Source organism: Chryseobacterium cucumeris (assembly GCF_001593385.1).
Lineage (GTDB): Bacteria > Bacteroidota > Bacteroidia > Flavobacteriales > Weeksellaceae > Chryseobacterium > Chryseobacterium cucumeris.
Genome location: NZ_LUVZ01000001.1, coordinates 1188871 through 1205031 on the forward strand (window position 1 = coordinate 1188871; position 16161 = coordinate 1205031).

Here is a 16161-nt window from a genome sequence, read left to right on the forward strand (position 1 = left end):
GGCCTCCTTTTTGATTCAAACTGTTATGGTAAGCATTTAACTAATTTCTAAATCTTACCTTCGGATGGTTTCAATTAAAAAAAATGCTTATATTTAAATTTCTTTATAAATTACGTAAAAAATCATGACGATCAAGAGATTATTCGATATTCCACACTATGCTTTAGAAAAATATCCTAAAACGGATATGTTTGTAACCAAATATCATGGGGAGTGGAAAAAAACTTCTACACAGGAGTTTATTAATGAGGGAAATAAGATATCCAGAGGATTATTGAAACTTGGTATAAAACCAGGTGATAAAATTGCTTTGATTACAACCAATTCCCGTACAGAATGGGCTATCATGGATTTTGGACTTTCTCAGATCGGCGTTGTTTCAGTACCGGTTTATCCAAGTATTTCTCCTGAAGATTATGAATTTATCTTCAATAATGCTGAAATTCAGTATTGTTTTGTTTCTGATAAAGAGCTCTTGAATAAAGTAATGAAAGTAAAACACAATATTCCGAGCTTACAGGGAATTTTTACTTTTGATACTATCAGTGGAGCAGCCAACTGGAGAGAAATTCTGGATCTGGGTAAGGATGAATCTACCCAAATTGAAGTAGAAGACCTTTCTAACGCAATCAACACAGAAGATCTTGCAACTATTATTTATACTTCCGGAACTACAGGAAGACCGAAAGGAGTAATGCTGACGCACAATAATATTGTTTCAAACATATTGGGATCTATTCCAAGAATTCCAAAAAAGAGAGGCTTTGATTACAAAGATGCCAGAGCATTAAGTTTCCTTCCTATCTGTCATATTTTTGAAAGAATGTTGTTCTATCTTTATCAGTACAATGGTTTTTCTCTTTATTTTGCTGAAAGCATCGAAAAAATGGGTGAAAACGTAAAAGAAGTGAAACCTCATTATATGACTGTAGTACCAAGACTGGTAGAAAAAGTATATGACAAAATCTATAATACCGGATCTTCAGCCGGAGGTTTAAAATCAAAAATATTCTTCTGGGCCCTGAATCTGATTAGCAAAAAGAAAACCATTTCAAAACCGTCCGGACTTCAGGAAATTATTGCTGACAAGCTTGTATTTTCTAAATGGAGAGAAGGTTTAGGTGGTGAAATCGTGACTTTGGTTTCAGGATCTGCAGCATTATCTACAAGGCTCAACCTGATGTTCCAGAATGCTGGCATTCCAATTCTGGAAGGCTATGGCTTAACAGAAACTTCCCCTGTAATTTCAGTTAATAGCTTTGATAAAATGAGAGTGGGAACCGTAGGAGTTCCATTGGATAATTTAAAAGTTAAAATTCAGGAAGACGGGGAGATTACAGTAAAAGGACCGTCCGTATTTAAAGGCTATTTCCAGAATGAGGAAATGACAAAAGAAGCCTTTACAGAGGATGGATTCTTTAAAACCGGAGATATCGGACATATAGACAGCGACGGATTTTTACAGATCACTGACCGTAAGAAAGAAATGTTCAAAACTTCCGGAGGAAAATATATTGCTCCTCAGACTATTGAGAACTTAGCGAAAGCTTCAAAATTCATAGAGCAGATCATGGTGGTAGGTGACGGTGAGAAAATGCCGTGTGCTTTGGTACAGCCTGATTTTGAATTTGCTAAAAACTGGGCTCTGAGAAACAATCTCAACATCGGTTCCACACCTGAAGAGATTGCAAAAAGCCCTGAACTTAAACAAAGAATTGAAAAAGAAATAGAAGGTATCAATGAACACCTTGGAAATTGGGAAAAAATCAAAAAAATTGAACTTACTCCTGAGGTATGGAGCATTGAAAGCGGACTGCTTACTCCAACTTTAAAACTGAAAAGAAAGGCCGTAAAAGAGAAATTTATTGCTTTGTATAATAAGATGTACGATCATCATGATTAATTATTCAATGAAATTATGTAAGCATAGATTCATCTACCAATCCACTTTTGTAGGATTGGTATTTTTTATGTTTTCATGTAAACAACAGATAGAAAACACAAAATCAATATCTGAGAAAAAAATTGAAATTCCACAACTTTTGTCAGATTCCACTTTAAAAGAGAAAACATTGAATGATTATATTCAAACTGCTGAAACCATAAAACCCAATGTAAAAAACGGGGTTCCTTTTAACAAGCTTGATTATGATAAAATTATTGCTTATGATTTTGCTGGTGACGAAGAGACCTATCCTAATCCTATTGATAGAAAAGGAAAATTTACACCTGTGATCTTGAAACAACAGTTTCTGACTCAAAAACAAGCTGATCAGATCTTATCTGCTTTAGCAAAAAATTCAAGCTATGGTGAAAGCTCTGCGGCATGTTTTCAACCTCATCTGGGATTAGTATTTTTTAAAGGCAATAAAAAAATCAATCAGATCAGTATTTGTTTAAGCTGTAACACTTCGATTACAGAAATTGAAATTCCCGCCAGAACACATAAAATATTTAATAAGGGAACAGATAATGAGTATTCCTTTACTGGTTTCAAACCGTCTGGAAAAACAGCAATCATCAAACTGTGTAAGGAGATTAACTTTCATTATGGAAACAAGAAAGAGTAATATATTAATAAAATAGATTGAAGAATAACTTTTTATTTATAACAAAGTATTTTATTTCGGATATTTCTATAGTTTTGGCTAAAATTTTATTTTGATTAAACAAGCTAAAGCCCGTTCCTACTGATCCCCATCATTTAGTTTTTTAATCAATTACAACACTATCACCGTCATTCCGTATGAATCCATGCTATGTCGAAAAAAGAGCCGAGATTCTTCGGAATGACAAAGACTCTGATTAAATTGTACTGCTATGTTTAGATCAGTTCAGATAAAAAAAAGCTGCTTCATTTTTGAAACAGCTTTTGTATGTTATAAAATCAATAATTAGAATTTAATTACAGATTTCATTTTTTCGTTTTCTTCCATTACCAATTCATCATCAACAAGGATTTTTCCAGAGTGCTCATCAATGATGATTTTCTTTCTCTGAGCAATTTCCATTTGCTTCTGAGGAGGGATAGTGAAGAATGATCCTTTTGGAGCTCCTCTTTCTAATCCTACTACAGCAAGACCGTTGATAGAGTTGGTTCTGATTCTGTTGTAAGAAGCTAATAATCTCTCATCAATTTTACCTGCGAATTCTTTAGACTGCTCTAAAAGATATTCTTCTTCTTTCTGCGTTTCAGAGATCAGACCATCCAATTCTTCTTTCTTGAATTTCAAATGGCTTTTCAAATCATCGATCTTAGAGTTCAGTTCGCTTAAAGTTTCGTTTTTGTGAGCAATTTTAGCTCCGAACTCTTTAATTCTTTTTTCAGCAAGCTGAATTTCCAGATCCTGGAATTCAATTTCCTTCCCTAATGCTTCAAACTCTTTATTGTTTCTTACATTATCCTGCTGAGATTTGTATTTCTCAATTAAAGTTTTAGCATGGTTAATCACTTCATGCTTTGTTTTGATCTGATCCTCCTGATCTTTGATATCAGCATGAAATTTTTCAGCTCTTTTTTCAAGACCTTCAATCTCAATCTCAAGATCTTCAACTTCAATTGGCAATTCTCCTCTAGTATTTCGGATTTCATCCAATCTTGAATCAATGATCTGTAAATCGTATAAAGCTCTTAATTTTTCTTCAACTGAAATATCGTTGGTTTTTGCCATATTTAAATGAAATAATTTACTGGGTTTGTTTTTTCAATAGATTTTGAAATTGCAAATGTACTAAATTTTTGTGATAAAATTTCAAATAATTGTTGACTAACAAATTGTTCTGATTCATAATGTCCAATATCACAGATCAGCATTTTAGACTCAGCCAGAAAATAGTCGTGATATTTGAGGTCTCCGGTAAGGTAAGCATCACATTTCCTGGCAGCTGCAGATCGTATTCCACTTGCCCCAGATCCTCCCAGAACCCCTACTCTTTTGATTTTTTTATTGTTAAAAGAGGAATGTTTAATCACTTCCAAACCAAATTTTTCTTTTACCAATCCAAGGAAATCTTTTTCATCCATTTCTTCTTCAAGATCTCCATACATTCCCAAGCCGGCATGATGATTTTTATTATCCAGATTATAAATCTGATAAGCTACTTCTTCATAAGGATGCGCTGTCTTCATTGCGCCTACAATCTGCCCTTGTTTAAAACCTTCAAATATCACAGAAATCATATCTTCATCTGCATTTTCGCGAATTCCCTGTTGTCCTGAAAACGGATTTGAACCTTCTGCAGGCCTGAATGTTCCGTTACCATTCACTGTAAAACTGCATTCGTCATAAAATCCGATATTTCCAGCTCCGGCAGAGAACATAGCTTCTTTTACTTTTTCTGAATAGTCTTTGGGAACAAAAACCGTTAACTGTTTTAAATTATTTTCTTTAGGCTGCAGAATTTTCATATTCTTTAATCCCAACTGACTGCATATCCCATGGTTCACTCCAAAGAAATCATTATCAAATGCAGTGTGGATGGCATAAATAGCTACTTTATTTTCAATAGCTTTTAAAACAGCTCTCTCTACGTAGTTCTTCCCTGTTAAAGATTTTAATCCGGAAAATATAATGGGATGAAAGCATACGATCAGATTGCAGTTTCTTTCAATAGCTTCATCAACCACATTTTCCAATGCATCATGGCAAACCAGAATTCCTGATACATCACGGTCGTAAACCCCGCACAGCAATCCTACGTTATCAAAATCTTCTGCCTGTCTGATACTTATTTCCTCTTCAATCTTTGCAATTACAGTTTTTAGCTTCATTAATTTTATATTTTACAGTTACAGCGAAGATATTAATTTTACGGTAAAAATTTCCAACCCCATAAAAAAACCGGCTTTCATAAACCGGTTTTATTTTGATATTAAAAAAGAATAAAGTAACACTGTTAATCTTTGAAAAGAGATACTCTTGTAAAGGATTCCACAACAACACTACAGTTGATATCAGACTCCATAAAAAGCTGATATCCTCTTCCCGGATCAAGACTCGCAGGGTCTGCAATGGTATAGAAATAAAAGGTAAGAATGTTACCCGTTCCACTGGAACCACTCGGAACCAGCTGGATAGAGTTAATTTCAAAGCCTGAATCAGGATTTTTAAAAGTAGCTTTTATAGATCCTGAAGAATTGGATCCTGGAGTGATGGTAGCAATTACTCTCCATACATGTACTTGCCCGTAAATTTCATTTTCTCGCCATTTACCAGTTGCCGAGATATAGATATTACTGGTTACTCCGGGAAATGGAACAGTGGTTTCCGGCCAGCTTGTAGTAGGGCTTGCGGCAAATACTAACGGAGTAGCATAAAGTACCTGTTGTCTTGGGCCGTAGCCGCTTCCTGCTGCACTTAAACTGAATGAGGGTTTTACATTTGCGTTTCCAGAATTGATTTTAACGACACCATCGTTACCAGCCTGAGAAGATGTGGGAACAAAAAGCTGTCTCCAGAGGGTACCGTCCCAATACTGGAAGTTATTTGTTGTCGTATTAAAAATAAGGGTTCCTGCAGTAAGGTTAGGGTTTACCACACCTGCAGGAGGTACTGTGGAAACGTCATTATCAGCCAGGTTGGTATCCCGGTCAGTATCTGTAAGACGAGGAATAAGAATTCCTTTTTGGTTGGAAACTATATCCAGTACTGAAGCCCCATTCGGTGCTGAAGTATTAATCCCAACCTGAGCGTTAACAAAACTGTTTATAAAAAACAGAATAAACAAGGTTAAAATTTTTCTCATGATATAAAGCTTTTGTAGAATAAAATTACAAACTTGGATGAAAAAAATGTTAAAAATTTAATTTTTATATGTCATATTTTATTCGTATTTTACTAAATATAACACATTGAAAACCATACAATTAATACTAAATAATTCACTTTTTAATGATAGATTTTCTTTTAACATTTGCAAGATTCTTTTAACAATCATATATTTACCGTATACATTATAGAAATTATTAACTTCGCTGTGAAATAACCTTATATAAATGGAAAGAGAACATAATCTGATTCCTGAGGATACTCTATGGAAAAGATTCCTTTACCGGATAATTTATCGCTCCGATACGAAGCTTGGAAAACTGTTCGACATCATATTATTGTCATTGATTCTTGCCAGTACTGCTATTATTATGATGGAAAGCGTACCAAAGCTTGATAAAAGATTCCATTATACCTTTCTGATTCTTGAATGGATCATCTCTATTTTTTTTACAGCAGAATATTCTATGCGGATTGCGGTGGTAAAAAACAAAAAGAATTATATATTCAGTTTTTTCGGAATTATAGATTTCCTTGCTCTTGTTCCTTTTTATCTAAGCTTTATTTTCCCTGTTACTAAATATTTCCTGATTTTCAGAATGCTGAGAATGCTGAGAGTGTTCAGAATTTTCAACTTGCTTGATTTTATGAATGACGGGTATTTTATTGTGCGGGCTCTGAAAAACAGTTCGAGAAAGATTTATATTTTCCTTTTATTCCTGATTATATTCTCTGTGATTGTAGGATCACTTATGTTCATGGTAGAAGGCGGAAGACAGGGCTTTGAAACAATACCTCAATCCATCTACTGGGCAGTTGTTACGGTAACTACTGTAGGCTACGGTGATGTATCACCTATAACGCCTTTAGGAAAATTCTTTGCAGTTATTCTCATGCTGGCAGGTTATTCCATTATTGCAGTTCCTACCGGTATTGTAACAGCCGAAATGAGAAACAAAAGACAGAACCTGGAAATGGTATGTGAACGTTGTGGCAATGAAGATATTGATGATGATGCAAGATACTGCAAGAAATGTGGCAAGAAATTAGCTTAACATCTGGTATAAGTAAAATTTATTCACTAAATACCACAAAATCATGGAACCAAAAAAGAAAAACAGACCCAATAGCTTAGTGATTATTCTTTTTGCACTGATTGTGCTTATGATCATCATCTATTTTATATTAGCAATGTTCTTCCCTACCGTATTTGACCTTATGAATAAAGGAGAAATACAGCCTGTACCCAATAAATGATGAGTGATGTATGCTGGGCAATATGTGATGGAAAATATTCGATAATCGATAACGGCCACAGGATAAAATAAAAAAGATGAGTGAAATATTTTGCTCATCTTTTTTCATTCATACGATTAATAAGATTCTATTCAATCTCCATAAAAAAGACGGATCATCAATGACCCGCCTCCCTTTTTTATTTAAATGATGAATTATTTTTTTATAGCTTTAATAGTCTGCTTAGATCCGTCTTTCATTTCAAGTGTTATTAAATAAACTCCTTGCATCAGATCTCTTAAATGGATTATAGATTCAGGGTTGGTAATAGTTTTCACCAATCTTCCTGTCGCATCTGTCACCATTACATTTTTTACATTTTTCACATCAGAGATATTCAATACATCCGTAAATGGATTAGGATAAAGCTGGATATTATTTTTCGCTTTAGCAACTTCAGCTGTTGCCAGATTTGCGTTATTAATACTGATATCATCAATATACAGATTATACTGGTCTGGATCTGAATAAGCATTAAATCCAAAGAAATATACTCCTGTTGTAGGTACAGTAAACGTTATAGATTCTGTATGTGCCATTTCATCATTGATTGAAGGATAATCTGCAATAGAACCTGTCATAGCAGCTGCAGCTGGTGAAGTTCCGTATGCTACCTTCAATTTTTCGACATAGGTTGATGAGTTATTACCATATTTATAACTAATAGTATACTGCACTCCTGCTGTCAAATTCAATCCTTGTGTAAAGAACCATGCATTACCAGAATTGGAAGAGTTATACTGGTATTTCAACACATTGGTGGTGAATCCCTGGCTATCGGAAGGAGGATCCATTGTTACCCAATCATTTCCTGTTCCCGCATTAACATTATTTGTACAACCAGGTAGATCTGGAACAGTAACGTTTTCAAAATCTATCGTGTAAGGAAGATTCGTACTTGAACATAATGTTGTAAACGTAGCAGAATCACTCCATATACTTTTACTTGTTGCGCTACAGGCAGATCTCACCCATACGTAATAAGGAGTGGAAGCAGCTAAGCCTGGAATATTATAAGTGGTTGCTGTAACTCCTGTAAAGTTAGGTGTACTTGTTGCCGTAGGTGCTGTATTCGTTGTACTGTAATAAATATCATAGCCGTTAGCCGGAACCGGAGTGGCTGCTGCCCAGGAAACTGTAGCTCCTCCAGCGGTAATATTTGAAACAGCTAATGCATTAGGTTCGCTACAAGCCGGTGCAACATCTATATTAATATCATCAACGTATAATTTATTCATATTAGCATCAGAATAGGCCTGGAATCCAAAATAATATACTCCCGTAGTTGTTGGTGTGAAGTTCGTAAAAGAACTTGTTGCAGTGCTGATCACAATATCCGAGTGGTCTGCTAATGTATTAGTCATTCCTGCACTGGTAGCTGAAGTCCCATAGGCTACTTTCAGTTTTTCAGCATATACGGTTCCTTCCGCATTGGCATATTTATATTTAATTCTGTAAGTCACTCCTGCAGTAAGATTAATTCCGTTGGTAAAAAACCAGGTATTCGCATTCTCTGCATAGTCATATGAATACTGAAGAACATTTCCTGTAAATCCCTGAGCATCCAGATCACCTGTTTCCCATATATTTCCTGCCCCATCATTCACTACCGAGGTACAAGTTGGTATATCTGGTGGAGTTATACTTTCGAAATCCAATGCATAAGGCACTCCCACAGCAACACACGAAGTCATAAATGTAGCCATTTGAGACCATGCACTCTTATTAGAAGCACTGCATACAGAACGTACCCAGACATGGTAAGTAGTGGCTGGTGCAAGAGAAGGTAGATTTGCAGTCAATCCATTGATAGACCCGGAAACTACTGTCGCAGCAGTAGGATATGTACTGGAAGTTGAGTAATAATATTCATAACCACTTCCTGGAGCAGAAGACGGAGCTGTCCATCCTAACTGAGCTGAATTGGCAGTAACAGCAGATACTGTTAAAGCAGACGGAGCAAAACAAGTCGGAACCGCCCCAATTACTACTGTATAATCATGAGCCTCTCCATATCCGTCTGTATTACAAGGAATAGGATCTCCGGAGAATCTATCCCCTACTCTCATTCTGTAAGTACCTGGAGTTACAGTTGAAGGAATTGTGATAAGCCCTGCGGTAATATCATTCCCTCCTATAAGTGTACTGCTTGCAGAAGCCACAAGCTCCGGAGCTGCATCATCAAAAGTTCCATCGTTATTGAAGTCAATCCAGATACGAACATTCTGATCACTGTAATCATGTTTAACGCTAAAATCATAACTTAAACCTGCACTGAGATTAATCGTCATAGAAGTATAATCTCCATAAGCATTAGTAGAGCAACCTGTATTAGAATGATCAAATCCGGCACCCGGAATTGCAAAAGTATCTATCATATCCCCGCCACTACAGCCACTAGCGAAAGCAGGCGTACAATAGGTTTGCGCGGAGGATAAAAAGCCAGTTATTAAGAAACCAACGAGTAAAAAATTTTTCATATAAATCAGTATTAGTTAATCAAATCTAGTGAAAATCAGCAATAAAAAAAATATTTTTTTCATCATATGACAACAAATATAAATTTTCTTTCAACAAAAGATAATCCCCCTTGTAAACAAAGAGACTGCTCAAATTGAACAGTCTCTTTTTTCTATTTTTAAAATAAATTATTTATCTTTAATTGCCTTAACCGTTTGTTTAGATCCGTCTTTCATATTTAATACTACAAAATACATTCCTTGTTTCAGATCTCTTAATTGAAGTTCAGAAGAAGGATTATCAATGGTTTTCATCAATCTTCCGGAAGAATCAAGAATGGAAACTGATTTTACGTTATGTGGTTTTACAATATTCAGGATATCTTTAAATGGATTTGGATAAACCTCTATACTTTCTCCGTTTTTAGAAACTTCAGAAACCCCCAAAGTCCCCCTTGAAATAGTAATCGTAAAAGGAGATTCTACAATGTCATGAGTGGGATTTCCATCTCCAACATTAACATAATATACAGTTCCCGGAACAGTATTAAAATATATTGATCCCGAATGACCACCCTTAGTAACACAGGTTAAATTTCCACAGTCACCTTTATATACTCCTACCCGAGGATTTCCATTTCCTATAGGGGATACGTAAACTTTATGTGTAGAACCATCCCCTGTAAATTTAAACCATGTACCATCATTCATACCCGAACCACAAGCTGTAATAAATCCATTATTATTAGTTGAAGCTACAGCATCTGTTTGCGAGTAAACATAAGGAAACACAGATGCTACCAAAGCTCCTGAACAACTATCATTAACTGGAACCGGAGGCAATGTCCCAATACATATATTAAATCCAACTACTTCACTTGGATATCTAATATTAAACACCCTTATATAATAAGTTTGACCTATTGTAAGCCCAGAAGCCTCACCCGCCAAAAGCGAACACCTAACAATTGTAAGATTACCACAATCACCACTAAAAAGCTGAAAATAAGTTTCAGTACCCTGCTGCACCCCAAGGGAAACCAAATCTTTCAAACGAATCAAATGACCTGTTGCAGTAGCCGTAAATTTAAACCATACATCTCCTGGTTTTGCTACATCATGACATATAGGAGCTGATATATTCGATGCTGTAGCCCCCATGGTACTTCCAGCAGTTACAACAGAACAATTCAAATCAGGATTTACAGGCAAAGTAATTGCATTTATACACTCATCATTGGGAGGCGGTGGCGTAGCATCTGTTGCTATACATATATCAAAATTAATTGCAGTCGATAACCCTCCGAACCTACTATAAACCCTTACATAATAAGTATCTCCCGGTATAAGACTATCTACAGCCAAAGCATTCAGATAAGAGCAGGAAAGACTCGTTAGATTATTACAGCTACCTTTATAAACCTGAAAATACAACTCAGAAGAATTACTGGCAGTAGGAATTTTAGAGACAATATTACTTAACTTAATAATATGTTTAAAGCTTGTTGCTGTAAATTTAAACCAAACATCATTATTAGGAGTGTTATAGCAAGCTGCTGTTGGCAAACTATTTGTTGCAGAAACGGTGGTTCCATTAGTAACACTTACACAATTCTGATCAGGATTGACAGGTAAATCTATTGCATTTCCACATTCATCATTGGAGGGCGCCGGAGGAAATGTTACTACACATATGTCAAAATTCTGAGCAACATTCTGCCACATAAGGCTATATACTTTTACATAGTACGTTTCACCTGAAATAAGGCCACTTATAATTGAAAGCGCATTACTACCAGAACATGAAACACTTGACAAGTTTCCACAACTCCCCTTAAATACCTGAAAATATACACTTTTATCATTTACCGCTCCTACAGAAGTTATATTATTTAATTTAACCATATGCGTGGAAGCAGTAGCTGTAAATTTATACCAGACATCGTTATGACTGTAAGAAGTATTGCAGGAATTCGGAACAGTGCCCGATCCAGATGCCATCAAAGTTGTCCCAGAAGTTACACTTACACAATCTATATTTGGATTAACCGTTAAATTTATGGCATTTGTACATTCATCATTAGATGGTGGCAATGCTCCTGTCGAAAATTTGATATTGGTACAACCTGAAGATTCACCCGCAACCCCAACAGCTTTTACACTAAAATAATAAGTAGTATAAACTGATAGCGGAGATGATGGAGTAAAACTGGTTGTAACAACTGATTGCTGGTTAACCACATCTGTTCCTCCCGGAGTAGTCCCTATAGAAACTTTATAACCTGTTGCTCCTTGTGATGCAGCCCAAGTAAAAACCGGGGATGTGGGTAAAAGTATTGCATTATTAAAAGGGTAAGAAACTGCAGGACACACAGGTAAAACACTCGGCAACAAACCTTTAAGACCAACTACAGGCTTATAAGACAAAAGTGCTCCCGCAGGAATTGTTGAAGGGTCATTCGAATAAGCTGGAGAATTAGTAACCGCCCCTCCTTCTATGGTATTATAGACAAAAAATTGATTTGGAGGAATATCATTAAACATCTTTTGATGAATTCCAATTACTAAATTCTGAGCATTGTCGTATGGGAATGGCGTCGTAAAAGTAATATCTATCACACCATTTGTATTAGTAACCCAACCTGAATAAGCCTTTATCATCTGCCCAGTCGGAATCCAGTTATCATTAACAAAAAAAGTGGTCTTCGTGGTATGTCCCAGATAAACATCCCATTTTCCTGCATAGCCCATGTTAGCAGAAGGTGTTACATAAAATTTGAGACCGGTAATACTACCCGCTGCATCCGTATTTATCTCTTGTTTTGTATAAATCTGCTGAGAATAGGAAGTAAAAGCATTACTAACCGGAAGATTTCCGGTAGCTGTACTCCCTTCCCCCAAATTGATTTGAGCATTTAGTGCTATACTTACTATAAGTAAGCATAAAAATAAAATTTTCTTCATGTATAAGTTTTTGGTTATTAATACGTCCACGAATTTACAATAAATTCAAAACACCTTTTTAAAAAAATTAAAAATAAAAAAACGACAGCTGTTTAGCTGTCGTTTCATGTTATATAATTAATACATTTTATCTTTTAATCGCTTTAATCGTTTGTTTAGATCCGTCTTTCATATTCAGAATTACTAAATACAATCCTTCTTTAAGATCTCTCAACTGAAGTTCAGAAGAAGGTTTTTCTATTGTTTTAATCAATCTTCCGGAAACATCAACAATTGAAACAGATTGTACTTTGGATACATCAGAGATCGTTAATCTATCTGTAAACGGATTAGGGTATACAGTAAGCTTATTCTCTTTTATTGCAGTTTCAGAAGTTGCCAAATTAGGATTCTGCTTTACTTCCACATTATCTAAAAGAACATCATCATAGAAGTATCCGTTACCACTCACGTTTTTATCTACAGTAAACCTCACCTGAATAGTTGCTCCGATATAAGAAGCTGCTAAAGGAACAGCAACGGTTCTCCATTGATTTAAGTTGGTATTATCACTAAAGATCACTACCCAACCGTTTCCATCATTTACCTCTACCGTAAGTTTATTATTATCATAAGTAGAAGGGGAAACTGTAGTACCACTTGACATAGAATGGTTTTTAAACCAGTCAAAAGAAACAATTGGCGCAGTTAATCCCGTTAAATTTACAGAAGGAGTAACTAATTGTACAGTATTTACACCAGCTCCTGCATATGGCGAACTCGCATCCACCCATGCATAGGTACCAGCTGCTTTTTGGCTATTAGCCGGACTTGCACCATAATCTGCACTTCCTGCAAATTTCCAAAAAAGAGTTGCATCCGTACCTGTTGCTGTAGGGTTTACATTGTTCCAGCAGTTTGGCGCTGCTCCACTATCAAAGTTTTGAACAAAAGGTGCCATAACTGTTCCACAAAGTGTATTGAAAACAGCAACAGTAGAACTCCATGCACTCTTATCAGAAGAACTGCAAACCGATCTCACCCATAAATAATAGGTAGTAGAAGGAGAAAGTCCGGATAGAGGAGCTGAAGTTGTAGTACTGGTTCCCAAAGCTGTTGTAGAAGCGGTAGGAGCTGTACTGCTTGTAGAATAGTAATACTCATATCCACTTCCAGGTGCTGTGGCAGGAGCTGTCCATGAAACACTTGCTCCAGTAGTTGTAATCGCTGAAACTGTAACAGCAGATGGCTCTGAACAAGTAGGAGTAACATCTATATTGATATCATCAACATAGATTTGATTCATATCTGCAAGAGAATATGCCTGGAATCCGATATAATAAACTCCTGTTGCGCTTGGCGTAAAGTCTGTAAAAGTATTTGTAACAGTTCCACCGGTAATATTACCATGATCTGCTATGGTATTCGTCATCGCCGAACTTGCAGGAGAAGATCCGTACGCTACTTTTACTTTTTCAGGATATTGTGTTGTACCGGTTGCGTTTGCATATTTATATTTAATTCTATAGCTAACGCCCGCTGTAAGGTTTAAACCTTGGGTAAAGAACCATGTATTGGCAGCATTACTACTGTTGTATGAATAATTAAGTACTTTCCCTGTAAATCCGGTTGGAGCAGTTGCTGTTTTCCATAAATTCCCGGAACCGCTATTAATAACTGTTGTACAAGTCGGTAAAGCCGGAGTAGTAACACTTTCAAAATCTAAAGTATATGGTAAGCCAGTTGAGCTACACACTGTCTGGAATGACCTTACTGTACATGCTGTTGCAGGACCTGTAATATTGGCAGTGTAGCCAGTAACAGAGTAATAATATGTAGTAGCAAAGTTGAGAGGTGTAGTGATCGTATAAGAATTACTAGCTCCACCCGCGATATCCATATCTAAAACATCATTTCCTCCTGAAGTGGTTCCGACTTTTAGTTTATATCCTGCAGCACCATTTATGGCAGTCCATGTAATGGTAGGAGTTACACTTACTCCTGTAGCGCTGGAAGCCGGAGCTGTTACTGTAGGACAAAGACCTAATGTTGTAAAGTTAGCCGAGCTTGACCATACCCCTTTATCTGTTCCGTTACAGTTTCCTCTCACCCAATAGTAATACTGAGTTGAAGGAGTCAAACCTGATAAGTTAGCTGTTGTTACCCCTGCACCTACAGACCCCGAAGGAGTAACTGTTGAAATCGGAGCAGTTGAATTGGTAGAATAATAATATTCATATCCATTACCCGGAGGCGTTGTTGACGCCGTCCAGCTTATCGTTGCAGATTCAGGAGTCAGAGCAGCAGAAGAAAGGCCGGTTACTGTACTTGCGCAGTTCGGTGTAGTTGAAAAAGATCCTGCAGACACATATCCGCTTCCGGATCCGGCTGCATTTGGAATATGAGAATACACGGATTGTACTGCACCATTTAAAGCCTGTACCTGAACCTGGTAGGCCGTATTCTGAGTAAGACCTGCAATTGTAGCAGAAGCAGCAGAAACGGGATTACCCACAAGATCTGTCCAATCGCAGCTTCCAACTGCTCTATACTGAACATTATAGCCGGTTGCCCCGGTTGGAGCGGTCCAGTTTACAGTTGCAGCACTATTGGTGATTCCGGTTGCAGCAGCAAAAGTTCTTACAGGCGCCTGCGTACCAGGGGTCCATTTATATTGTAAACCTGCCGGAATTTTAACGTTTGCATTGGTTGTACTGGAGAAAAGCATAGTACTGTTATTAGCACTACCAGTAACTGCTTTAGACCAATCACAGGTAGTTCCGTTCGGTACATTTCCAATCATCAGAGAATTTACATTGGATGCGTAAGTAGTACTGTTTCCTCTTATTCCTACCTGAGGAGTACTATTTGAGGTACTGGTTCCCGGGTCTGTACAGTTTCCATAAATAATTTTGATTTCACCTGTAGCATACACCAGACGGATCTGAAAGTTCAATCTTTCGGTAGACCGGTTACTATAATTAGCATGATCCTGCCACTGCACAACAAATTCAGTCCCCAGATCCTCATATCTTACTTCATGATTTCCAGGCGGCTGTGTTGCATCCGATGATGAGAAACCTCCATCCTGTCCAAAAGCGGAAATTGCTCCTGTAGTTGTTCCTAAAGATGACATTGGAGTATAATTTGTCCCTGAAGGAGCAGCTCCAAAAGTTATAAATCCATTGGCACTTATATAACATGTAGTCATAGAAACGCCGCCGAAATTAAAAGGAGAAGACAGAGGAATTGCCGCGGATACTTCATTGTCATAAGTAGTATTGGTTCCGGTAGGAAATAATTTTGTACCTCCTGTAATCGAGGTGTAAGCTACCCCAGTACTTTTTGAAAAAGTATAGTTGGCAACATTGGTTTGTGCATAGACTCCCATACTCAGGGAGGCTAAACACGAAAGTAGTAATTTCTTCATAAAATAGTAATAATAATAGTTTGGGCGGTAAATGTATAAATATTAATTTAATTTTTAAACGAAATATTAAAAATTATCATAATTTTTTACGCGAAAACAACTAAAACCACCATTAAAACATAAAAAAACTAAACATTTATTTAAATTTAACAATTATTTCGCAATATATTGAAAAATAATAATCACATGAAAATCAAATACTTAAATACTATACAACCAAAATAGACTTCAGAAAATTTTTCTATTTAACATAAATAAATATTTA

The 16161-nt window shown here is 36.4% G+C and carries 10 protein-coding genes; 4 read left to right on the top strand and 6 right to left on the bottom strand.

Translation table 11 applies throughout. The annotated features are described in order from the left end of the window. The first annotated feature begins 124 nt into the window (after nucleotides 1-124). Together A1704_RS05315 and A1704_RS05320 are read left to right on the top strand one after the other, a co-directional pair. Nucleotides 125-1903 (top strand): AMP-dependent synthetase/ligase, encoded by a 1779-nt coding sequence (locus A1704_RS05315; RefSeq protein WP_062671145.1) that lies wholly within the window; start codon nucleotides 125-127, stop codon nucleotides 1901-1903. Between the two features lie 7 nt (nucleotides 1904-1910). Further along, nucleotides 1911-2570 carry a hypothetical protein gene (locus A1704_RS05320; RefSeq protein WP_131797473.1) on the top strand — a complete coding sequence of 220 codons (660 nt, stop codon included), beginning with the start codon at nucleotides 1911-1913 and terminating at the stop codon, nucleotides 2568-2570. A 324-nt stretch (nucleotides 2571-2894) separates the two neighbouring features. Here the strand turns inward: A1704_RS05320 and A1704_RS05325 are convergent, their stop codons facing one another. The 3 genes from A1704_RS05325 to A1704_RS05335 all read right to left on the bottom strand — a co-directional run bounded on the left by A1704_RS05325 (nucleotide 2895) and on the right by A1704_RS05335 (nucleotide 5745). Then, the gene (locus tag A1704_RS05325; protein WP_062671149.1) at nucleotides 2895-3671 is read right to left on the bottom strand and encodes a zinc ribbon domain-containing protein; all 777 of its coding nucleotides are present in this window, start codon (nucleotides 3669-3671) and stop codon (nucleotides 2895-2897) included. A gap of 2 nt (nucleotides 3672-3673) precedes the next feature. Continuing rightward, entirely contained in the window at nucleotides 3674-4771 is a 1098-nt protein-coding gene (locus tag A1704_RS05330) for a Nif3-like dinuclear metal center hexameric protein (protein WP_062671150.1), read from the bottom strand. Between the two features lie 125 nt (nucleotides 4772-4896). Next, nucleotides 4897-5745: a hypothetical protein gene (locus tag A1704_RS05335; protein WP_062671152.1), complete on the bottom strand. Its 849-nt coding sequence runs from the start codon at nucleotides 5743-5745 to the stop codon at nucleotides 4897-4899. A 250-nt stretch (nucleotides 5746-5995) separates the two neighbouring features. On the opposite strand from A1704_RS05335, the gene A1704_RS05340 reads away from it, so the two are divergent. Further along, on the top strand, nucleotides 5996-6823 hold the full coding sequence (locus A1704_RS05340; protein ID WP_062671154.1) for an ion transporter: 828 nt from the start codon (nucleotides 5996-5998) through the stop codon (nucleotides 6821-6823). A gap of 43 nt (nucleotides 6824-6866) precedes the next feature. Then, a complete protein-coding gene (locus A1704_RS24360; RefSeq protein WP_156106430.1) occupies nucleotides 6867-7025 on the top strand; it encodes a hypothetical protein in 159 nt (52 codons plus the stop codon). Between the two features lie 194 nt (nucleotides 7026-7219). On the opposite strand, the gene A1704_RS05345 is transcribed toward A1704_RS24360, so the two are convergent. The 3 genes from A1704_RS05345 to A1704_RS05355 all read right to left on the bottom strand — a co-directional run bounded on the left by A1704_RS05345 (nucleotide 7220) and on the right by A1704_RS05355 (nucleotide 15896). Beyond that, a complete protein-coding gene (locus A1704_RS05345; protein WP_082798709.1) occupies nucleotides 7220-9544 on the bottom strand; it encodes a GEVED domain-containing protein in 2325 nt (774 codons plus the stop codon). Nucleotides 9545-9712: 168 nt separating this feature from the next. Further along, on the bottom strand, nucleotides 9713-12424 hold the full coding sequence (locus A1704_RS05350) for a T9SS type A sorting domain-containing protein (protein WP_157885749.1): 2712 nt from the start codon (nucleotides 12422-12424) through the stop codon (nucleotides 9713-9715). Between the two features lie 190 nt (nucleotides 12425-12614). Next, entirely contained in the window at nucleotides 12615-15896 is a 3282-nt protein-coding gene (locus tag A1704_RS05355; RefSeq protein ID WP_082798710.1) for a fibronectin type III domain-containing protein, read from the bottom strand. Between the last annotated feature and the right edge of the window lie 265 nt (nucleotides 15897-16161).